The organism is Micromonospora sp. CNZ309, from assembly GCF_002846525.1.
Genome location: NZ_PJNG01000001.1, coordinates 5,230,402 through 5,251,398, shown reverse-complemented (window position 1 = coordinate 5,251,398; position 20,997 = coordinate 5,230,402). Strand labels below are relative to the sequence as shown.

The following is a 20,997-nucleotide window of genomic DNA, read 5'->3' as shown; positions in this document are numbered from 1 at the left end:
CGACGCAGACCTCCTGCCACGGAAGGACCGTGGCCGCTTAGCCCACAGGAGGTGAGCACGTCTTGCGTCATTACGAAGTAATGGTGATCCTCGACCCCAGTCTCGAGGAGCGCACCGTCGCCCCGTCGCTCGACACGTACCTGAACGTGATCCGGACCGCGGGTGGCTCGGTGGAGAAGACCGACGTGTGGGGCCGCCGGCGCCTCGCGTACGAGATCAACAAGAAGGCCGAAGGCATCTACGCCGTCGTCGACCTGCAGGCGACGCCCGCGGCGGTGGCCGAGCTGGACCGTCAGCTGCGGCTCAACGAGTCCGTGCTGCGCACCAAGGTCATCCGGCCGGAGATGCGCTAAAAGCATTCAACCCGGTTCACCCGGATCAGCCTCATCGGCGCTGTCGGAGGGCTCTGAGAGCCTGTACGGCAGAACAGATGAGTGCGCGAGGAGATGGTCATGGCAGGAGACACCACCATCACGGTCATCGGCAACCTGACCGATGACCCCGAGTTGCGGTTCACCCCCTCCGGTGCGGCGGTCGCCAAGTTCCGGGTCGCTTCGACGCCCCGGTTCATGGACAAGGCCTCCGGCGAGTGGAAGGACGGCGAGCCGCTCTTCCTGGCGTGCACCGTGTGGCGGCAGGCGGCGGAGCACGTCGCCGAGTCGCTCCAGCGGGGCGCCCGCGTGATCGTCTCGGGCCGGCTGCGTCAGCGGTCGTACGAGACGCGCGAGGGCGAGAAGCGCACCGTCATCGAGCTCGAGGTCGACGAGATCGGCCCGTCGCTGCGCTACGCCACGGCGAAGGTGCAGAAGATGTCCCGCTCCGGCGGCGGTGGCGGCGGCTTCGGCGGCGGTGGTGGAGGTGGCCAGGGCGGCGGCGGAGGCAACTTCGACGACCCCTGGGCCTCGGCTGCACCGGCACCCTCGCGCGGTGGTTCGGGTGGCGGCAACTTCGACGAGGAGCCCCCGTTCTAATGGCGCCGAGCGCCCGCGATCGCAAACCAGGAGCACGAGCAATGGCCAAGGCCGCTGCACTTCGCAAACCGAAGAAGAAGGTGAACCCGCTCGACAAGGACGGGATCACCTACATCGATTACAAGGACACCGCGCTGCTGCGCAAGTTCATCTCCGACCGCGGCAAGATCCGCGCTCGGCGGGTGACCGGCGTGACCTCGCAGCAGCAGCGGCAGATCGCCCGTGCGGTCAAGAACGCCCGTGAGATGGCGCTCCTGCCGTACACGGCCACGGCCCGCTGAGAGGAGGCACCGATATGAAGATCATCCTGACTCAGGAGGTGTCCGGCCTCGGTGCCCCGGGCGACATCGTCGAGGTCAAGAACGGCTACGGCCGTAACTACCTGCTGCCGCAGGGCTTCGCGATCGCCTGGACCAAGGGTGCGGAGAAGCAGGTCACGGTCATCAAGCGGGCCCGTTCGGCCCGGGAGATCCGCGACCTCGGCCACGCCAACGAGGTCAAGGGCCAGCTCGAGGGCCTCAAGGTCAACCTGAAGGCCCGCGCCGGCGACGGCGGTCGGCTCTTCGGCTCGGTCACCCCGGCCGAGATCGTCGACGCCGTCAAGGCCGCCGGTGGCCCGGTCCTCGACCGTCGTCGGCTGGAGCTGTCCGGTCCGATCAAGTCGACCGGCTCCTACCCGGTGCAGATCAAGCTGCACCCCGAGGTGACCGCCAAGTTCGACCTCAACGTCGTCCAGGGCTGACACCTCACCCCGCACCACGACACAGGGCCCGCACCGACCGGTGCGGGCCCTGTCCGTCGTACGGCCGCTCCTGCCGCTTCCCGGCGGGCCTTTACCGCCCCCGGCCCGGGGTGCCAACCTCGACCGTTCAGCCGATCGGCTGCCCGGTCACCGCGCTGATCATCACCGTGGACAGGCCACCGCCGACCACTGCCGCCGCCAGCGCGACGCTGGTCGAACGCCACGTCGTACCGACCCGACGCAGCAGCAGCGCCACGACCAGGCTGCTGGCCAGCGCCAACCCGAAGCGCGGCAGGCCCGACGCCACCGAGCCGAGCGCCCGCGACCTCGGTGAGTCGCAACCCCCTCCGCTGATGTCCGTGACGCACCCCGCCGGCACCTGCCCGTCCAGCGTCAGCAACCAGACGAAGATCAGCACCGCCGGCACCAGATAGCAGGCGACCGTGTAGAGCAACGACCGCCACGGCCCACCCGGATCGGGATCGAGCAGGTCGTCCTCGATGCGGCGGATCCGGACCCCCGGCCGGGCGGTCCCGGACGATCGGCGTACGGCTGCCCCAGTGGCACCGACCGGCTGCGCCGCCCTCGCCGTCGGTGCCGCCACCCGCCGGCGCGGCGCGGTGTAGGGCGTGACCGGTGACCGGGGTGCCGCCGTCGACGGACCCGCCCACCGGGGATCGTCGCCCGCGAGGCGCGTGTCGGACCAGAAGCCCTCCTCGCGGTCCTCTTGCCCCGGCCAGGGCCAGCCCTCCGCCGTGGTGCCGGAACCGGGCGCGGTCCGGTCCCACCCCCCGCCGTCGGCATACCGCTCCCACTGGCCGGTGTCGTCGGTGCGGTCCCAGCGGTCGGTGTCGTCGGACCGGTCCCAGCGGTCGGAGCCCGCGTGCTCCCAGCGGTCGACCTCCCCGGCCGAACGCCACGCCTGCACACCCGAGGCGTCCCACGCCTGCACACCCGAGGCGTCCCACGCGTCCACGGTCGGAGTGCGGGAGGGCGGGATCTCGGACGCGTCGGAAAGCGCTCCCCGGTCCCAGGGACCGACGGCGGGCCGGTCCTCCGCCGCCCACCGACCCCGGCGGGTCTCCCGGTCCGGTACGGGACCGGCCGCCTCCGCCTCCTCCAGCCCGGACCAGACGACCTGCGGGGGGTGCGACGGCGAGCGCCTCGGCCGGCTCGGCGGTGCCGCTCCCGAGACGGGATCGTCCTCGGCCCGCCGGCGCCCGGAGTAGCCCCGCTCCCGCAGGTGGTCGAACGTCCACTCCCCGGTGTGCTCCGACTCCGTCGCCGCGCCGGACGCCGGAGCGGTACGCCAGCTCGTCTCGCTGACCCGGCGCCAACTGCTCGTGGTCTCGGTGGTCCGCCAGGCGGCACCGGAATACGGTCGGTCGGCCTCGACCCGGACCTCGTCGTCGGGCGCGGCGTGTCGTCCGCCGCCGTCCGCGCTGCGGATTCCCGACTCCAGCGCCCAACGGGGCAGGTAGCTGTCGACCGGCTCCCCCTGGCCGCGTTCGGCGGCCCGCCGCCGGCTCGGCGTGCGGTGCCGAGCGGGTGCGCGCTCGTAGGGACCGGCCGGTGCGGGGTCGGCGGGATCGTGCCAGGGGGCTACCGGCCGTCGCTCGCGCGGCACATCCTCCCCGCGTCCCCAGTCCCGGTTACTCACGGCGGGAGCGTGACCCTTCTCAACCGATGGCGCAATCCGCTGTCCAGGTGTAGCCGTTCGCTGGAGATAGTACGGGACGTTCGACCGGGCGATTCGACCGAAAACTTGTCGTCCACAGGCTGGGGATTGCGTTTCTGCAGTTCACGGACGTGCGGTGGAGAATTCCCCAGGCGTTGTCCACAGGTTGTGCACACCCTACGCACATGCTCGTCCCCCGGCGTCCACAGGTTGTCCCGAGGCTCGTCCACCGACGTGGTTGAGGGGCTGACCTCGGGTTCCGTATGGTTGGCCCCCGACCGGCCGTGCGATGACCCCCGATCGACCGGCAGGTCGAGGTTGTCGTACCCCGGCGATACGGCTGGATCCGGATCCGACGCAGTGGAGGGGGGACCCGTGTCGGTCACCGACGACATGCGGGCGGACTCGCGAGCGGGTGGGGGGCAGGCGTCCCCGCCGCCGCAGCGCGACGGCCAGTTCGACAAGACCCCGCCCCAGGACGTCGCCGCCGAGCAGTGCGTGCTCGGCGGCATGCTGCTGTCCAAGGACGCCATCGCCGACGTCGTCGAGATCCTGAAGACCAACGACTTCTACCGGCCGGTGCACGCCACCATCTTCGACACCATCCTGGAGATCTACGGCCGCGGCGAGCCGGCCGACTCCATCACCGTGGCGGCGGCCCTGGCCGACTCCGGCGATCTCGTACGCATCGGCGGCGCCCCCTACCTGCACACGCTGATCGCCAGCGTGCCCACCGCCGCGAACGCGGCGTACTACGCCCGGATCGTCAGCGAGCGGGCGGTCCTGCGGCGCCTCGTCGAGGCCGGCACCAAGATCGTGCAACTGGGCTACGGCACGGGCCAGGGCGGCAGCCGCGACGTCGACGACATCGTGGACCTCGCCCAGCAGGCGGTCTACGACGTCACGGAGCGCCGCGTCAGCGAGGACTTCGCCGTACTCGCCGACATGCTCCAGCCGACGCTGGACGAGATCGAGGCGGTGGGCGCCCAGGGCGGCGTCATGACCGGCGTCCCCACCGGCTTCACCGACCTGGACCGGCTGCTCAACGGCCTGCACGCGGGGCAGCTGGTGATCGTCGCCGGACGCCCCGGGTTGGGCAAATCGACAGCAAGTATGGATTTCGCCCGAAACGCGGCAATTCGGGCAAATCAAGCGTCGGCCATCTTCTCGCTGGAAATGAGCAAGGTCGAGATCGTCATGCGGCTGCTGTCGGCCGAGGCGCGCGTGCCCCTGCACGTCCTGCGCAGCGGGCAGCTCTCCGACGACGACTGGACCAAGCTCGCCCGCTGCATGGGCGAGATCAGTGAGGCGCCGCTCTTCGTCGACGACACGCCGAGCATGAACCTGATGGAGATCCGGGCCAAGGCGCGCCGGCTCAAGCAGCGGCACGACCTCAAGCTGATCGTGGTCGACTATCTCCAGCTGATGACCTCTCCGAAGCGCACCGAGAGCCGGCAGCAGGAGGTCGCGGACCTCTCCCGTGGTCTCAAGCTGCTCGCCAAGGAGGTGGAGTGCCCGGTGATTGCGGTCAGTCAGCTGAACCGTGGCCCGGAGCAGCGCACCGACAAGCGACCGCAGCTGTCCGATCTGCGCGAATCCGGTTGCCTGACGGCGGAGACACGGTTGATCCGGGCCGACAACAACTCTGAAGTCACCCTCGGCGAGCTGCTTGCCGAGGGTGCCAGGGAAATCCCGGTATGGGCGCTCGACGAGACTCTTCGCTACACCCCGCGAACGATGACGCACGTATTTCCGAGCGGCAATCGGGAAGTGTTCCGCATGACGCTGGCATCGGGCAAGCAGATCGACGCGACGTCGAACCATCCCTTCCTCACCTTCGCTGGATGGGTGCCGCTCGGAGAGTTGACGCCGGGAATGCGCCTTGCCACACCCCGGCATGTGCCACCTCCATTCGCGATCCGACCGTGGGCGGAGGCCGAGCTCGTCCTGCTGGCACACCTTCTGGGCGACGGCTCGTTCGTACGCCGTCAGCCGATTCGGTACGCGAGCCGCGACGAGGACAACCTGCAGGCCGTGGCGGAGGCAGCCAAGCATTTCGGCATAACCGCCATTCGTGACGACTACGAAGCGGCCAGAGTCACTACCTTGCGGCTTCCCGCTCCCTACCGTCTCGCTCGCGGCCGGCGCAATCCGGTCGCCGAGTGGTTGGACGGTCTGGGGCTGTTCGGCCTGCGGTCGCACGAGAAGTTCATCCCGGCGTCGGTCTTCGGCATGCCCAAGGAGCAGATCACCCTCTTCCTTCGGCACCTGTGGGCTACAGACGGCTCGGTGAGCGTGAACAAGTCCGGCCGCGGTGGTCGTGTCTACTTCTCGTCGACAAGCCGCCGGATGCTTGAGGACATCTCCCGGCTGCTGCTGAGGTACGGCATCACCGCCCGCCTCAGGACGGTGCCTGTCGAACGTCACCGACCTCAGTACACGCTCGACGTCTGCGGACGGGATGACCAGTTGCGGTTCCTTCGGGAGATCGGCGTGCACGGCGACAGGGCGCGCAACTGCGCCGACCTGCTCGCATCCCTCGCGGCGATGCAAAGCAACACCAACGTCGACACGGTGCCGCGCGAGGTGTGGAGTCGGGTCCGGGAGATTCTGGCGGAGAACGGCATGACATACCGGGAGTTCGCGGCGGCGATCGGTTCCCAGTTCTGTGGCAGCGCCCTGTGGAAGCACGCACCCAGTCGATCCAGGCTTGCGAAGATCGCTTCGGTTCTCGACGCCGCCGATCTGGACCTGCACGCCACGAACGACATCTTCTGGGATGAGATCGAGTCGATCGAGTCGATCGGCGAGCAGGATGTCTTCGACGCCACTGTCCTCGGCACCCACAACTTCATCGCCAACGGCATCGCCACCCACAACTCGATCGAGCAGGACGCCGACGTCGTCATCCTGCTGCACCGCGACGACTACTACGACAAGGAGTCGCCGCGGGCCGGGGAGGCGGATTTCATTGTCGCCAAGCACAGAAATGGTCCGACCGACACGGTGACGGTGGCCGCGCAACTCCACCTGTCGCGCTTCGTGGACATGGCCATCGTCTGAGGCCGGCCGCGCCGATCAGCCCAGCAGCGGGAACCGGTCAGGCCAGCAGCGGGAACCAGCCGGCGACCTCGCCGAGTTCGAGCTGGTCGCGGTCGGTGAGCGGCATTCGCCCGGTGGCCTTGAGCAGGTACTCCGCGTCGCTCCACGCGGCCGGCCGGACGGCGTCGTCGCTGAGCAGGCCGTCCATCGTGGTCACGGCGACCCGCGTGGCCAGCACCCCGGGCAGGGGCGCGTCGGGCAGGTCGAGGACCAGGTCCAGGTGGTGCACGACGGCCTCGGTGGTCAGGGTGGCGAGCAGGTCCGGCACCCGCAGCACGTGCCCCTGGGTGGTGACGTGGCCGTCGGGGTCGGCCGCGCCGGCGGCGCGTACGGCGGCGGGGGCGGTGTCGGTCCAGAGCCGGACGATGGCGCCGGGCCGGTCGAAGGCGGCGGCGGAGCGGCGGGCCCACCAGGCGTGCCGTGCGCCGTCCCCGTCCCCGTCGGACGGGAACGCGCGCCAGTAGCTCACGTCGTCCACGTCGGGCGGGCCGTCGGCGGGGCTGGCCAGGGCGACGAGGGCCCGTTGGGCGTCGCAGAGCACGTGGAACAGCAGGTCCGCGACGAGCCAGCCCCGGCACCGGGTGGGCCGTTGCAGGTCGGCGTCGTCGAGGTCGGCGACGACCCGGGTGATCCCGTCGTACGCCTGCGCCAGCGGATGGTGCAGCGTCATCAGGGCAGCGTCGCACGACCGCCGTCGGCCGGCACGGTGAGCGGCGCGGGCGGGAGGCACGGAGCCACGGGTGACCGGGCCGGTCGAGGCGCCGGCCCGGTCGACGGGGTGGCTCAGCCGAACATCTCGTCCAGGAAGCTCTTGTGCTTCTTGCGCTTGTAGTGCCCGTGGTAGCCGTGGTGCTGGTGGCCGTAGGCGGGGGCCGGCGGGTAGCCGTGGGCCGGCGGGGGCGGCGGCGGGACGGCGCCGTAGCCCGGCTGGTGCGGGGCGGGGGCGGGCGGCGGCGGGGGCGGCGGGGGCGCGTAGCCGCCCTGCTGGTGGCTCGGCTGGCCGGGGTAGCCGCCCTGCTGCTGGGCGGGCTGCGCCGGGGCCGGACCGCCCTGCTGGCGGTTCCAGTTGGCCTCCGCCTCGAACAGCTTCTCCAGCTCGCCGCGGTCGAGGAAGATCCCCCGGCACTCGCCGCACTGGTCGATGACGACGCCGCTGCGCTCGTACTGGCGCATTTCTCCGTGACACTTGGGACAGGTCAGGCTCATCCTCCGACCGTACCCGGTCCGGTCATGCGGTCGCTGTGAGCGCTTGCGTGACTTCGGAGTCGGAAACCTCGTGGAAGTCCTCGTAGTAGGCGCTCACCGCCATGAACTCCGGCGGGTGCTGGGCGCAGACGACCTGGTCGGCCTCGGCGGCCAGCATCTCGTACGCCTCCTGCGAGCCGACGGGGACGGCCACCACGACCCGGCGGGCGCCGAGGTGGCGGGCGACCTGGACGGCGGCGCGGGCGGTGGCACCGGTGGCGAGGCCGTCGTCGACGATCACGGCCGTGCGGCCGGTCAGGTCGAGCGGCGGCCGGCCGGCGCGGTAGAGCCGCTCGCGGCGTTCCAACTCGGCCTGCTCGCGGCGGACGACCTCGGCGACGTCGCCCTCGGTGAGCCGGCTGGCCACGACGTCGTTGAGGACGCGTACGTTGCCGGGGCCGAGCGCGCCGAAGGCCACCTCGGGTGCCCACGGCATGCCGAGCTTGCGGACGACGAGCACGTCCATGGGCGCGCCGAGACGCTCGGCGACCACCCGGGCGACGGGCACGCCGCCGCGTACCAGCCCGAGCACGATGACGTCGGGTTCACCGATGAGGGCGGTGAGCCGGTCGGCGAGCGTCCGGCCCGCCTCTTCGCGGTCGCGGTAGGTGGTCATGCCTCAGGTCTACGCCGTGTCGCCGGCCTCCGCCCGGCAGTTCGCGGAAACCGGGGGGCGTAGGGCGGGGGCCCACGCCAGGAGGGCGAGCGGATAGAGCAGGTAGCCGAAGCGGGTCGTGGGCATCAGCAGGATCGCGGCGAGCAGGCCGTACCCGCAGGTCAGTGCGGTGGCGACGGCGGTGCGGGGCGGATGGCGGGCGAGCCGGACGGCGATGGCCAGCCCGGCGGCGAGCAGCAGGGCGGCGGCGACGGCGCGGCCGGCGGGCAGCGCGGTGGCGATCAGGTGGCCGGGGAACGGGGATTGCGCGGGGCTGGTGACCAGGCCGTGCCCGAGCGGGAAGCGGAGCACGTTCTCGACCAGTGCGTCGCGGTCGACGAGGAGGGCCGGCAGCAGGGCGGCGGCGGGCAGGCCGATCGCGCCCGCGGCGACCCGCAGGCCGGCGCGTCGGGTCAGGCCCCAGATGATCAGTACGAGGGCGACCGGCCAGGCGAAGAGCTTGAGTGCCCCGGCCAGGCCGACGGCGAGGCCGGCCCGGCCCGGTCGGCCGGCGGCGGCGAGGGCGAGGGCGAGCAGGCAGAGCGCGAGTACGGGCAGGTCGTCGCCGCCGGTGGCCAGGGTGAGTGCGCAGATCGGGAGGACCGTGGCGGCCTGTACGCCGCGCAGGAGGGCGGCCCGGGTGTGGTCGTCGGCGGCGCGGCGGGCGCCGCGGGTGAGGGCGCGGACCGCCAGGGCGAGGGCCAGCGCGGTGCCGACGGCGAACCAGACGCGGGCGTCGGTCCACCAGGCGTCGACGGCGGCCCGGGGCAGCCCGAACAGGGCCATTCCCGGCTGGTAGGGGGTGTAGCCGAGCAGTTGTTCGCCGGGTGGCAGGGCGGCGATCGCGTCGTGCCCGAGGTACGGGGTGCCGGTGTCGGCCAGCCGCTGGCCGGACTCCTCGACGACCAGCACCTCCTCCTGCGCCCGGTCGGTGCGTCCGCCGGCCCGTTGGATGCTCTGCCAGGCCAGCGGCAGCAGGGCGGTGGCGAACCAGGCGAAGCCGGTGACGGCCCAGCGGGCCCGCAGTCCGGCCAACGGCGAGGCGGGGTCGCGGCGGCGGGCCAGGAGCTGGCCGGTCGCGGCGAGGGCGGCGAGGAGGTAGCCGACGGCGGCGACGGCGCCCCAGGCGCGGTGCGGGACCAGGGTGGAGGTGGCGGCGGTGATCGCGGCGAACGCGGCCGACGCGGCGTACAGGCCGAGGTCGAGGGCGAGTCCGCCGGCGGCGGAGTCGAGGCGCTGCCAGCCGGGGCGGCGGGTGGTCGGGGCGGCGGTCACGCGGGCCAGTCTGGCAGCAGGCGCGTGCCGCCGCGTCAGGCGGGCAGGTGGCGGTCGGTCCGGCCGCGCCCGCCCTGCCGGCGGCCGGGGGCGAACCGGATGACGGCTCCCGCGTCGTGCAGTGGGGGCGCGAGCGTGCCGGGGCTGCCCCCGGAGCCGCGCCGGAACGCCGCGAGGAGGGTGCCGGCGGGCATCGGCCGGGCGAAGAGGTGTCCCTGGCCGGCCGTGCAGCCCAGCTCCCAGAGGGCCCGGCGCTGCGGCTCGCTCTCCACGCCCTCGGCCACCACGTCGAGCCCGAGGCTGCGCCCGAGGTCGAGGGTGGAGCGGATGACGGCGGCGGCCTCGGCGGAGCTTTCCATGGCGGTCACGAAACTGCGGTCGATCTTCAGCTCGTGCACGGGGATGCGGGAGAGCAGCGACAGGGAGGAGTAGCCGGTGCCGAAGTCGTCGAGCGCCAGGCGTACGCCCTCGTCGCGCAGCCGGCTGAGCACCCGGTCGACCACGTCGAGCTGGCTGAGGGTGAGCGTCTCGGTCAGCTCGAGGACCAGCCGGTCGGGGGGCAGGTCGTGGGCCCGTAGGCGGGCCAGCACGGAGCCGGGGAAGCGGGCGTCGAGGAGGCTGCGCGGCGACACGTTGACCGCCACCGGCACGTCGAAGCCGGCGTCGCGCCAGCTGCCCGCCGCGATGAGGGCCTGGTCGAGGATCGCCTCGGCGAAGGCGGGGAGCAGGCCCGAGCGTTCCACGGCCTCCAGGAAGCGCAGCGGGTCGATCATGCCGTGGGTGGGGTGGTGCCAGCGGGCGAGGGCCTCCGCGCCGGTGACCCGGCCGGTGCCCAGGTCGACGATGGGCTGGAAGTTGACGGTGAACTCGTGGTCGGCGACGGCGCGCGGCAGTTCGCCGCCGAGGGTGAGCCGGCCGAGGTCGGCGGTGTCGCGGCTCGGGGCGTACGTCGAGGTGCGCTGCCCGGCCCGCTTGGCCTGGTACATCGCGACGTCGGCGCGGCGCAGCAGCTCCGGCATGCCGCCGGTGGCGGGTGCGGCGGCGATCCCGCCGCTGGCCTCGACGCTGATCCGCATGCCGTCGAGGTCGAACGGTTCGTGCAGCGCGGCGAGCAGGGTTTCCGCGCGGTGTGCGGCCACCGCCGGGGCCGGCAGACCCCGCAGGAGTACGGCGAACTCGTCGCCGCCGAGGCGGGCCACCAGGTCGCCGTCCTGGGCGGCGCCGCTCAGCCGCTCGGCGACCTGTACCAGCACCTGGTCGCCGGCGGCGTGCCCGAGGGTGTCGTTGACCTCCTTGAAGTGGTTGAGGTCGATCAGCACCAGGGCGGTCACGCCGTCGGCGTGGCGGGTGCCGAGGTGTTCGCTGCCCTGTTCGAGCAGGTGCCGGCGGTTGGCGAGCCCGGTCAGCGCGTCGTGGGTGGCGGCGTACGCGTGCTCGTCGGCGACGCGGGCCAGCTCGGCGTACGCCTGCGCGTTGCGGACGGCGGTGCAGAGCGCCGAGGCGAAGGTGCGCAGCGTGTACTGCTCCCGCTCGGAGAGCGCCACGGGACCACGGAACCGTAGTCGCAGGATGCCCACGTCGACCGTCCGGTCGTGCCCTTCCAGCGGGGTGGGGACCACGGTGCCGTCCGTCGGGGCCGGCTCGCCGGCGGGCCCGTCGTACGTGATGGCGACCGCGCCGCCGCGCACGGTCCGGCCGCCGTCGCGAAGCTCGATCTCCACCTCGTCGGCGGAGAACAGCTCGGCGGCCTGGGTGACGGCGGTGGTGAGGACCTTGTCCAGGTCGACCACGTTCAGCGCGTCGGTGGTGCGGGCGAGGCGCTGCCACGCCTGCTGCTCGGTGCGGGCCTTGACCCGGTTGGAGTAGAGCAGGTGGAGGCTGAGCACCAGGGGCGGCACCGCGAGCAGGAGCCGGGGGTCCGCGTGGAGGATGAACAGCGTGGTGACGATGAGGACGAAGCGCGCCAGCGCGCTGGTCAGGCGCAGCCCGAGGTCCTCGCGGAAGAGCTGCCGGAGCCGGGTGCCGGTGGCGAGTGCGATGACCGGGAGGGTCAGCAGCTCGTCGAGGATCACCGCGACGGCGTAGGCGAGGCCGATCGGGCCGAGGACCTGCCAGAGGTCGGTGATCGGCGGTGACCCGCCGGCGGCGTGCAGGGCTGCCCCGCCGCCCACCGCCAGGAGCATGGTCTTGGCCACTCCGAACGCGGCCTTCAGCGGTGGGAGCCTGGCGAAGTACTGGGCCATTGCCGCTCCGATCCCGGTGGTCAGGATGACCAGGGGGGTCGGAGCGACCGCCAGGCTCAGGATGATGGCGGTCTCGCTCCAGGAGATCGCGTGCACCGTCGCGCGGATCCGGATCCGCCACTTGATCGTCATGCCCAGGAAGGCCAGGCAGATCAGGGCGAGGGAGAGGGTCAGGTGACTACGGGACCAGTCCAGCCGGGTCAGCTCGCGCAGGCACAGGGCGGCCGCGATGGCGGCCACAACGCAGACGAGGCCGACGTGCAGCGTGAGCCGCCGCTCGGCCTCTGTCTTGCCCACGTCCGGTCGTGTCACCGCGTCCCGACTGCTCTCGCCTGCGAAGCACGCCAAGATTACCCGCGGTCACGCGCCAGCCACAATGCTCAGTTCCACTCGTGTGCCGACATCGCTATCCCTCCCCGGTCTCGCGTTGGCCCTTGCGCCGCTGTGTTCCGCGACGCCGACAGCCTAAGTGCGGTTCGGCCAATTATGGAGGGATATATGTAACTATGGGCAATGGATGAGAAGCGCGCCCGCTGGCGTGACTTTCTGCTTCTGGGCGGGAACTCAGTGCTGTGTTTCTATCGACTTCCGGTTAACGCTAGATAATGGACCGGTGGAGGCCTTCACGGCATCGGACACGACGGTGCAGTTTGCAGCGGGTGGCGGCTGCGGCACCGGCCCGTGAGCCGGCCCCCGGGCGCATCGGGTGGCCGAGGCGCCGCTTCCGCGCCGGTACGCCCCGTCCGCCGGGCGGTTCCGTCGGCGTGGCCACCCGCCCACGGGCCCGGGCGTCGTCACGGAATGACAGAGAGCAAGATGCACTCCGTATGTTGCCCGTCGCCGCCGGATCGACCGGCAGTGGGTAATTCCCCGCCGACGATGATCGCTTGTCGGGTCGGTGAAGGGCCAATGACGTCACGCGGTTACCGGACGACATCCCGGTCCAGCGTCGCGCTGGGGAGGACGACTATCGGACCGGCCCGTGGAAGCGGGGTGGAAACGGTCGTGGCGCAACGAGCCGGAAACGCGTTCCCTCTCCCGGTCAATTCGCGACAGGATGGTGCCACCCGCCGGATAGGCTCGCGACCGTGACCGATCCCGCGCAGCTCACCCATGTCGATCCGGCGGGCGCGGCCCGCATGGTCGACGTCTCCATGAAGGCGGTCTCCGGCCGCCTTGCCGTCGCCGCCGGCCGGCTCCGCACCACCAGGGAGGTCGTCGAGCTGCTGCGCCGCGACGGGCTGCCCAAGGGCGACGCGCTGGCGGTCGGGCGCCTCGCCGGCATCATGGGCGCGAAGCGCACCCCCGAGCTGATCCCGCTCTGCCACCCCATCGCGCTGCACGGCGTCACGGTCGACCTGACCCTCACCGACGACACCGTCGAGATCACCGCCACCGCGCGGACGGCCGACCGCACGGGCGTGGAGATGGAGGCGCTGACGGCGGTGGCCGTCGCCGGGCTGGCGCTGATCGACATGGTCAAGGCGGTCGACCCGGCGGCCAGCGTCGACGCGGTCCGGGTGCTGCGCAAGGAGGGCGGCAAGACCGGCCTGTGGGTGCGCCCGCAGGAGCGGTCGTGATCCGCGCGCGGGTGGTCGTGGCGTCGAACCGGGCCGCCGCCGGTGTGTACGCGGACACCAGCGGTCCCCTGCTCGTGGCCGGCCTGCGCGACCTCGGCTGCGAGGTGGACGGGCCGGTGGTGGTGCCCGACGGCGCGCCCGTGGGCGAGGCGCTGCGGGCCGCCCTGGCCGACGGGATCGACGTCGTGCTGACCAGCGGCGGCACGGGGATCAACCCCTCCGACCGCACGCCCGAGGTGACCCGGGCGCTGCTCGACCACGAGGTCCCCGGCATCGCCGAGGCGATCCGGGCGCACAGCCGCCACAAGGTCCCCGCCGCCGCGCTCTCCCGGGGGCTCGCCGGCGTCGTCGGCCGGATGCTGGTGGTCAACCTGCCCGGCTCGACCGGCGGGGCCAGGGACGGTCTCGCCGTACTCGGGCCGATCCTCAGCCACGCCGTCGACCAGCTCCGCGGCGGCGACCACTGACGACCGCCCCGGGTGACGGCCAACCGGCGGGCGTGGCGCCGCTGACGGCGCGACCGTCGTGTCCCACCGCTAGGCTCGGCCGGTGAGCACGGAAACCGCACCGGCCGCCGAGCCGGTCAGCGCGCCCCCGCCCGCCGGCTGGGAGGAGGCCCGGTCCCGGGTGTACGCCGTCGGCCTGGCCGCCGCGCTGCCCGCCGTCAGCCGGCCGCTCGCCGAGACCGACGGGCACACCCTCGCCGAGCCGCTGGCCACCCGTACGGACCTGCCCGCCTTTCCCACCTCCAGCGTCGACGGCTGGGCGGTGCGGGGTGCCGGGCCGTGGCGACCGGTCGGGCGGGTGCTGGCGGGCGGCACCCCCGCCCCGCTGGCAGACGACGGGACGACCGTCGAGATCGCCACCGGCGCGATGGTGCCGGAGGGCGCCACGGCCGTGCTGCGGGTGGAGGAGTCCCGCCGTACGCCGGAGGGGCTCGTCGACGGCACGCCCCGACCGGCGCCGGAGTGGCGGGAGCCGGGCGAGGAGGCGTACGCCGGGGAGGAACTCGTGCCCGCCGGCACGCCGGTGGACCCGGCGGTGATCGGCCTGGCGGCCTCCTGCGGGCACGACCGGCTGCTGGTACGGCGCCAACCCCGCGCCGCGCTGCTGGTCTTCGGCGACGAACTGCTGACCGCCGGCCCGCCCGGCGCCGGGCGGGTGCGCGACGCGCTCGGGCCGGCGGTGCCGGCGTGGCTGCGCCGCTACGGCTGCCTCGTCCGCCCCTCGGACGTGGTGGGCCCGGTCGCGGACACGCTCCCCGCGCACGTGGCGGCGCTGCGCGCCGCGCTGGGCACCGCCGACCTGGTGTGTACGACCGGCGGCACGATGCACGGGCCGGTCGACCACCTGCATCCGGCGCTGGAGGCGCTCGGCGCCGACTACGTGGTCAACACGGTGGCGGTGCGGCCCGGTTTCCCGATGCTGCTGGCGCGGCTGGCCGACGCCGACGGCCGGGTCCGGTTCGTCGCCGGGCTGCCCGGCAACCCGCAGTCGGCCATCGTCGCCCTGGTCTCGCTGGTCGCTCCGCTGCTGGCCGGCCTGGCGGGTCGCCCGATGCCGGTGCTGCCGCACGTCACGCTCGCCGAGCCGGTGCGCGGCCGGGGCGCGTACACGCACCTGGCGCTGGTGCGGGTGGACCGGGCCGCCGGCACCGCCCAGCCGGTCCGGCACGTCGGCTCGGCGATGCTGCGCGGGTTGGCCGGCGCCGACGGGTTCGCCGTCATCCGCCCCGGCACCTCCGGCGAGCCGGGCGACCGGGTGCCGGTCGTACCGCTGCCGCTGCTGCCCGGGGAGCGTGCGTGGTGACCGCGCCGACGGCCGACGCGTCGGGCCGGCCCGCGGCCCGCCAGCCCGCGACGTTCGGTGAGGTCACCGAGCGGCCGCTCGACCTCGCCGCGCACGAGGCGGCGGTCGCGGACCGCCGGGCCGGCGCGGTGGTCTCGTTCCAGGGGGTGGTCCGCGACCACGACCACGGGCGCGCGGTGACCAGCCTGGAGTACGAGGGCCACCCGAGCGCCGAGCGGATCCTGCGCGAGGTGGCGGCCGAGGTGGCCGCCGACCCGGACGTGTACGCGGTCGCGGTGTCGCACCGGGTCGGCCCGCTCGCCATCGGCGACGTGGCGCTGGTGGCGGCCGTCAGCACCGCCCACCGGGCCGCCGCGTTCGCGGCCTGCGCCCGGCTGGTCGACGAGGTCAAGGCGCGGCTGCCGATCTGGAAGCGGCAGGTCTTCGCCGACGGCACCGAGGAGTGGGTGAACTGCCCCTGAGCGGGGCGGCTCCATCCCGTCAGCGGCGGACGCCCGGCACGGTCTGGCGGCCGAACCGGTCGCCGTAGAAGGCCGGCTCGGCGCCGGGGCGCCACGGCAGCGCGGCGACGAGCAGGATCAGGGCCAGCGCCAGCGAGTTCTCCATCAGGGCGCCGAAGAGGCCGTCCTGGTAGTGCGACACCTCGGGGAGCTGGTGCTCGTACGGCCAGATCGGGGAGATCAGGAAGAGCAGGTAGAGCCCGATCGCGGCGGCGCCGTGCCGTAGCCCGGTCAACGTCGGGTACCAGATCGGTGGGCGCAGCCCGGTCACCCCCGGCGGGCCGCCGTAACCGCCCTGGCCGGACCGCTGGGCCAGCCCACGACTGGCGTCGCGGCGGCGTACGGCGGCGTCGGCGAGCACGATGATCGCCGGGATCACCCAGACCAGGTGGTGCGTCCAGGAGATCGGGCTGATCACGTTGGCGGTGAGGCCGACCAGGGTGAACGCGGTCAGCTCGTCGCCGTCGGCGCGGGCGTTGACGGCCCGGGAGAGGCCGACCGCCAGCATCAGCACCGAGAACGCCAGCCAGAGCAGGCCGGGCGTCTCGATCGAGTCGTACAGGCGGGCCAGCAGCCCCGCCAGCGACTGGTTGGGCGTCATGTCGGCGGCCCCGACCCGCTCGGTCTGCCAGAGCACGCCGCCGAAGTAGGCGCGCGACTCCGTGCCGACGACCGCGAAGGAGCCGAGGGTCACGGCGATCACCGTGCCGATGGCGGTGGTGGCGGCGCGCCACTGCCGCGTGATCATCAGGTAGGCGATGAACAGCGCCGGGGTCAGCTTGACGGCCGTGGCCAGGCCGATGCCCACGCCGGCCCAGGCGCCGCTGTAGACGAAGCGCAGCAGCGGCCCGTCGCCCGGTGCGATGTGGGTGCCCCGGCGCGACCGCCAGCGCAGGCCGATCAGGTCGGCCATGATCAGGGCGAAGAGGAGCAGGTTCACCTGGCCGTAGCCGAGGGTCTCCCGGGCCGGCTCGATGGCGACCGCCAGCGGCGTCGCGACGCCCACGGTGAACCAGAGGGGCCAGCCCAGCCGGTCGACGATCGGGCGGAGCAGCCCGGCCAGCACGACGGCCAGGGCCGCGACGCTGGCGAGCGCGTTGACGATGCCGGCCAGCTCGACCGGCAGGTGCGCCATCGGGAGCATCACCAGACCGCCGAACGGCGGGTAGGTGAAGCCCAGGGTGGTGCCGGGTGCGATGAACTCGTAGAGCTCGTGACCGCTCGCCCACCACACCACCGCGCCGTGGTAGATCTTCATGTCGAAGAAGTTGTACGGCCGCCCGAAAGCACCGATGGCGAGCCATGCGGCATAGGCGACGGCGGCCACGATGCCGGTCCGTACGACTGTCCTACGATCGATCCCACGCGTTACGCGGCGGACTGGGGCGAGGCGGTCCACCCGTCTTCCGACGGTCGCCGGCATGGCGTGGCCACCCCCGTACCAAGGTCGTCCTACCCGTCCAGGTCCTGCACGGAGCCTAGAACGGCGCCTCACGTTAATGCCTCCCGCGTTATGCGACCGTGTCCGATCCCACACATGTTTTTGACATTTCCACCGCGTTAACGCCTGTCGGGTGGTTCAGGTGATTCGCGGCGTTGGCACGTGAGGGGTCGGCCGGGGGAAGGTATCGACGCAGGTCAGCCGGGCAGTCGTCGGGCCGTCGCTGCCGATCGTACGGCGATCCGGGCCTCCCTGCGGGCGGTACGGACGGCTCGCTGCACCGAACGTCGGGAGTGGCCGATCCGGTGACCCGTCCGCCAGCGCAGCCCCGGCTTGCCGCCGGTGTCCGCCGCGGCGAGCAGCAGCCCGCCGAGGAGGCCGAGGTTCTTCAGGAAGTGGATCTGGTTGTTGTGCCGCGTCGCCGGGTCGTCGTTGTTCCAGAAGGGATGCCCGGCGAGGGTCACCGGGACCAGCGTGCCGGCGAGGACGAGCGCCGCGGGCCGGGCGAACCGGCCGGTGGCGAGCATCAGCCCGGCGCCCACCTGCACCGCCGCGTTGGCGCGGATCAGCGTCTCGGTGTCGGTGGGGATGCGGGGATCGGCCTTCTCCAGCAGCGGGGTCACCCGGTCCGTCACGGGCTTCGCGGCCGGGACCAGCCGCCCGGGGTTGCGGAGGTTGGTGAACCCGCTGACCACGAAGATGCCGCTCAGCATGGCGCGGGCGAGGGAACGCACGGGTTTCATGGGTCAGTCATACCCCGTCGCCGGCCCCGCTACCCCCGCAACCGCCGATCCGGATCGGCGGACGTGCACGTCGCGCCACGCCGATTCGAGCGACCGTCGCTGATGGACCGCCTGTGAGGGGTAACGTGCCCGGCGTGACGACGCTGCGGTTGCGACCTGAGGACCCGGCCGACACCGGCGCGGTCCGCCGGGTGCTCGCCGCCGCGTTCGCCCGCCCCGACGTGACCACGCCGCCGGAGGTCGGGCTGGTCGACGAACTGCGCGGCAGCGACGCCTGGGTACCGGAGCTGGCGATGGTCGCCGAGTACGGCGGCGAGGTCGTCGGTTACGCCCTGCTCACCCGGGTGCGGGTGAAGTCCGACGACCACGTCGCGCCGGCGCTGGCGCTCGGCCCGGTGGCGGTCGCGCCGCACCGGCGCCGGATCGGGCTCGGCACGGCGGTGGTGCAGGCCGCCATCGAGGCGGCCACCGAGCTGGGCGAGCGGCTGGTGGTGGTGCTCGGCGACCCGGGCTACTACCACCGGTTCGGCTTCGGTCGGGCCGACCGGATGGGCCTGACCAGTCCCTGGTCGGGTCTCGGCGACCCCTGGCAGGCGCTGGTGCTGCCGCCGGCCACGAGCGGCGAGGGCCCGCCGCCGCGCGGCGAGGTGCTCTTCCCGCCCCCCTGGTCCAAGGTCTGACGCCCCGCGGGCCCGACGCCCGCGCCGCGTCGGCCCCGCGCCGCGGTGATCGGCGTGGCGGCCGTCGCGGTCCGTGGCAGCCGGTCAGGCCGGTTGGGTACGCAGGTAGCGGCCGAAGTGGGGGACGGTGAAGGCGACCGTGCCGCGTTCCCCGGAGTAGATCAGCCCCTTCTTGATCAGCGCGTCCCGGGCCGGGGAGAGGCTGGCCGGCTTGCGCCCCAGGGCGCGGGCGATCTCCGCCGTCGGCACCGCGGCGTCCATGTCGTCCCGGCCCCCGCCGTCGATCTCGCCCTCCACCAGGGACAGCGTGGCCATGGCCCGCATGTACTCGCGTTCGGCCGGGGTGGCCCGCTCGAAGCGGGAACCGAAGAAGCCCACGGCCAGCTCGGCCTCGGCCTCCGGCGCGGCGACCCGTACGTCGGCGGCGGTGATCGGCGAGCGGGGCGCGTGGTCCCAGGTCGCCTTCCCGTACGCCTGGACGAAGTACGGGTAGCCGCCCGACTTCTCGTAGAGCAGGTCGAGCGCCTTCTGCTCGTACTCGACCTCCTCGCGCTCGGCCGGCGCGCAGAGCGCCTGGTCGGCGGCGATCCGGTCGAGCCGGTCGATGCGCTGGTAGCGGAAGAGCCGCTCGGAGTACGACTTGGCCGCGCTGAGAACGGCCGGCAGGTGCGGCAGCCCGGCGCCGACCACGATCAGCGGCGCGCCGAGCTGGGACAGCTCGTGGCAGGCGGCGCAGAGCGCGGAGACGTCCTCCGGGCCGAGGTCCTGCATCTCGTCGATGAAGACCGCGATGCCCGTGCCGACGTCGGCGGCCACCGCCGCGGCGTCGGTGAGCAGCTCGACCAGGTCGATCTCGATGTCGCCGGAGTCGGCACGACCACTGGCGGCGGGCACGTCGATGCCGGGCTGCCACCGGTCGCGCAGCTTCGGGGCGGCGTTGCCGCGACCGGTCGGCGCGGTGCGCTGGGCGAACGCCTTGAGCACGCCGAGGAAGGCGTCGATCCGGTCGGGGGCGCGGTGGCGGGGCGCCAGCTCCCGGACGGCCATGTGCAGGGCGGCGGCGATCGGGCGGCGCAGCGACTGGTCCGGCCGGGCCTCGATCTTGCCGCTGCCCCAGAGGTGGTTGATGGCCTGGGAGCGGAGGGTGTTGAGCAGCACCGTCTTGCCGACCCCGCGCAGCCCGGTGAGCATCAGGCTGCGTTCGGGCCGGCCCCGGGCGATGCGCTCCAGCACGACGTCGAAGACGTCCAGCTCGCGCCCCCGCCCGGCGAGCTCGGGCGGGCGCTGGCCGGCGCCCGGGGCGTACGGGTTGCGGACCGGATCCACGCATCGCACAGTATCGGGCCGTCTAGCTGCGGAACTAGACATGCGTAGATGAGGCAACCGGCGTGTCGGGGTGTCGGAAGCCTCTCGACACAAAACTAGGGCTGTCTAGCGTCCATGCTAGACAGCCCTAGTTTTGGTAATCAGCGCTTCTTCAGGCAGAGCACGTAGTCGAGGAAGTCGATCGAGTTGTCGTGCACGTAGTTCGCGGTCGCCTCCGGAGCCCGGGTCTTGCACCGGTCGCCGTCCGCCGTGCCCGGGATCCGCAGCAGCACCTCGTACGTGTTGGGGCCGCAGGGCACCTTCCGGAGCTCGGCGTCGGTGGCCGTACCGTCGTTGACGACGCAGTCGCCCTTGGCGAAGTCCCTCCTGCTGGGGCTCGGTTTGGCGGAGGTCGGCGCGGCGCTGGGCTCATCCGTGGGCTTGCTCGTCGGCCGGCCCGTCGGCTGGCCGCTCGGGTTCACCGGAGCGCTCACCGTCGGGGTCGCGATCGGGTCGTCGTCCTCGCCGGCCTGGTAGAACCCCCAGCCGACGAGGGCGAGGCACGGGCAGAGCAGGAGGACCACGACCAGGCCGATGATCAACGCGACCTTGCCGGCGCCGCTCTTCGCCGGCGGAGCGGCCGGCGGCATCCCGTACGCACCGGGGTTCGGCGGCGGGGCGCCCCACTGGTTGCCCGGGGCGGGGGTCGGCCCGGCCGGCGGATACGGCCCGGCCGTCGGGTAGCCGCCCTGGTCCGCCGGCGACGGGTAGCCGGCGCCGGAGCTGGGCGACGGATAGCCCGCGCCGGAACTGGGCGGCGGGTAGCCGGCGCCGGAGCTGGGCGGCGGGTAGCCGGCCCCGGAGGTCGGTGGCGGGTAGGCCGGCTCCGGGGTCGGCGGCTGCGGCTGGTTCCACATCGGGTCCGGCTGCCCCCACTGCGGGGCGGCCGGTGCCTCACCACCGGACGGCGGCTGGCCCCACTGCGGCTCGCTGCCGGGCTGCTGCTGGCCCCACTGCGGTTCACCCCC

General features: G+C 73.1%; 20 protein-coding genes. 10 read left to right on the top strand and 10 right to left on the bottom strand.

Going from position 1 to position 20,997, the window contains the following annotated elements; genetic code table 11:
- Positions 1-62: 62 nt before the first annotated feature.
- The 4 genes from rpsF to rplI all read left to right on the top strand — a co-directional run bounded on the left by rpsF (position 63) and on the right by rplI (position 1,713).
- On the top strand, positions 63-353 hold the full coding sequence (gene rpsF, locus CLT72_RS22215) for a 30S ribosomal protein S6 (RefSeq protein ID WP_074315517.1): 291 nt from the start codon (positions 63-65) through the stop codon (positions 351-353).
- A gap of 81 nt (positions 354-434) precedes the next feature.
- Positions 435-971, top strand: coding sequence for a single-stranded DNA-binding protein (locus CLT72_RS22210; protein WP_172896610.1), 537 nt, complete (start codon positions 435-437; stop codon positions 969-971).
- Between the two features lie 41 nt (positions 972-1,012).
- Positions 1,013-1,252 (top strand): 30S ribosomal protein S18, encoded by a 240-nt coding sequence (gene rpsR / locus CLT72_RS22205; RefSeq protein WP_007073789.1) that lies wholly within the window; start codon positions 1,013-1,015, stop codon positions 1,250-1,252.
- A 14-nt stretch (positions 1,253-1,266) separates the two neighbouring features.
- Positions 1,267-1,713 carry a 50S ribosomal protein L9 gene (rplI, locus tag CLT72_RS22200; RefSeq protein WP_101413423.1) on the top strand — a complete coding sequence of 149 codons (447 nt, stop codon included), beginning with the start codon at positions 1,267-1,269 and terminating at the stop codon, positions 1,711-1,713.
- Between the two features lie 127 nt (positions 1,714-1,840).
- Here rplI and CLT72_RS22195 read toward each other — a convergent pair whose 3' ends face one another.
- Positions 1,841-3,373 (bottom strand): hypothetical protein, encoded by a 1,533-nt coding sequence (locus tag CLT72_RS22195; RefSeq protein WP_101413422.1) that lies wholly within the window; start codon positions 3,371-3,373, stop codon positions 1,841-1,843.
- Positions 3,374-3,751: 378 nt separating this feature from the next.
- On the opposite strand from CLT72_RS22195, the gene CLT72_RS22190 reads away from it, so the two are divergent.
- Positions 3,752-6,454 carry a replicative DNA helicase gene (locus CLT72_RS22190; protein WP_101413421.1) on the top strand — a complete coding sequence of 901 codons (2,703 nt, stop codon included), beginning with the start codon at positions 3,752-3,754 and terminating at the stop codon, positions 6,452-6,454.
- 37 nt (positions 6,455-6,491) lie between these two features.
- Here CLT72_RS22190 and CLT72_RS22185 read toward each other — a convergent pair whose 3' ends face one another.
- The 5 genes from CLT72_RS22185 to CLT72_RS22165 form a co-directional block, all read right to left on the bottom strand.
- Positions 6,492-7,163 (bottom strand): maleylpyruvate isomerase N-terminal domain-containing protein, encoded by a 672-nt coding sequence (locus tag CLT72_RS22185; RefSeq protein WP_101413420.1) that lies wholly within the window; start codon positions 7,161-7,163, stop codon positions 6,492-6,494.
- Positions 7,164-7,276: 113 nt separating this feature from the next.
- On the bottom strand, positions 7,277-7,699 hold the full coding sequence (locus CLT72_RS22180) for a TFIIB-type zinc ribbon-containing protein (RefSeq protein ID WP_101413419.1): 423 nt from the start codon (positions 7,697-7,699) through the stop codon (positions 7,277-7,279).
- A 22-nt stretch (positions 7,700-7,721) separates the two neighbouring features.
- A complete protein-coding gene (locus CLT72_RS22175; protein WP_101413418.1) occupies positions 7,722-8,354 on the bottom strand; it encodes a phosphoribosyltransferase in 633 nt (210 codons plus the stop codon).
- 9 nt (positions 8,355-8,363) lie between these two features.
- The gene (locus CLT72_RS22170; RefSeq protein ID WP_101413417.1) at positions 8,364-9,668 is read right to left on the bottom strand and encodes a glycosyltransferase 87 family protein; all 1,305 of its coding nucleotides are present in this window, start codon (positions 9,666-9,668) and stop codon (positions 8,364-8,366) included.
- Between the two features lie 35 nt (positions 9,669-9,703).
- Positions 9,704-12,208 carry a putative bifunctional diguanylate cyclase/phosphodiesterase gene (locus tag CLT72_RS22165; protein ID WP_396802210.1) on the bottom strand — a complete coding sequence of 835 codons (2,505 nt, stop codon included), beginning with the start codon at positions 12,206-12,208 and terminating at the stop codon, positions 9,704-9,706.
- A 791-nt stretch (positions 12,209-12,999) separates the two neighbouring features.
- Between CLT72_RS22165 and moaC the strand changes: the two genes are divergently transcribed.
- The 4 genes from moaC to CLT72_RS22145 all read left to right on the top strand — a co-directional run bounded on the left by moaC (position 13,000) and on the right by CLT72_RS22145 (position 15,761).
- Positions 13,000-13,491: a cyclic pyranopterin monophosphate synthase MoaC gene (gene moaC, locus CLT72_RS22160; RefSeq protein ID WP_101413416.1), complete on the top strand. Its 492-nt coding sequence runs from the start codon at positions 13,000-13,002 to the stop codon at positions 13,489-13,491.
- Positions 13,488-13,958 (top strand): MogA/MoaB family molybdenum cofactor biosynthesis protein, encoded by a 471-nt coding sequence (locus CLT72_RS22155; RefSeq protein WP_101413415.1) that lies wholly within the window; start codon positions 13,488-13,490, stop codon positions 13,956-13,958. The genes moaC and CLT72_RS22155 overlap by 4 nt, the downstream gene beginning before the upstream one ends.
- 82 nt (positions 13,959-14,040) lie before the next feature.
- Positions 14,041-15,300, top strand: a complete 1,260-nt coding sequence (locus CLT72_RS22150; RefSeq protein ID WP_101413414.1) for a molybdopterin molybdotransferase MoeA — start codon at positions 14,041-14,043, stop codon at positions 15,298-15,300.
- On the top strand, positions 15,297-15,761 hold the full coding sequence (locus tag CLT72_RS22145) for a molybdenum cofactor biosynthesis protein MoaE (protein WP_101415323.1): 465 nt from the start codon (positions 15,297-15,299) through the stop codon (positions 15,759-15,761). The genes CLT72_RS22150 and CLT72_RS22145 overlap by 4 nt, the downstream gene beginning before the upstream one ends.
- Before the next feature lie 19 nt (positions 15,762-15,780).
- Here CLT72_RS22145 and CLT72_RS22140 read toward each other — a convergent pair whose 3' ends face one another.
- Both CLT72_RS22140 and CLT72_RS22135 read right to left on the bottom strand, forming a co-directional pair.
- Positions 15,781-17,223 carry a glycosyltransferase 87 family protein gene (locus tag CLT72_RS22140; protein WP_101413413.1) on the bottom strand — a complete coding sequence of 481 codons (1,443 nt, stop codon included), beginning with the start codon at positions 17,221-17,223 and terminating at the stop codon, positions 15,781-15,783.
- Between the two features lie 215 nt (positions 17,224-17,438).
- The gene (locus CLT72_RS22135) at positions 17,439-17,984 is read right to left on the bottom strand and encodes a DoxX family protein (protein ID WP_101413412.1); all 546 of its coding nucleotides are present in this window, start codon (positions 17,982-17,984) and stop codon (positions 17,439-17,441) included.
- Between the two features lie 125 nt (positions 17,985-18,109).
- Between CLT72_RS22135 and CLT72_RS22130 the strand changes: the two genes are divergently transcribed.
- A complete protein-coding gene (locus tag CLT72_RS22130) occupies positions 18,110-18,664 on the top strand; it encodes a GNAT family N-acetyltransferase (RefSeq protein ID WP_101413411.1) in 555 nt (184 codons plus the stop codon).
- 84 nt (positions 18,665-18,748) lie between these two features.
- Here CLT72_RS22130 and CLT72_RS22125 read toward each other — a convergent pair whose 3' ends face one another.
- Together CLT72_RS22125 and CLT72_RS22120 are read right to left on the bottom strand one after the other, a co-directional pair.
- Positions 18,749-19,990, bottom strand: a complete 1,242-nt coding sequence (locus tag CLT72_RS22125; protein ID WP_101413410.1) for an AAA family ATPase — start codon at positions 19,988-19,990, stop codon at positions 18,749-18,751.
- A 140-nt stretch (positions 19,991-20,130) separates the two neighbouring features.
- A complete protein-coding gene (locus tag CLT72_RS22120) occupies positions 20,131-20,619 on the bottom strand; it encodes a PT domain-containing protein (RefSeq protein WP_486484387.1) in 489 nt (162 codons plus the stop codon).
- Positions 20,620-20,997 lie beyond the last annotated feature (378 nt).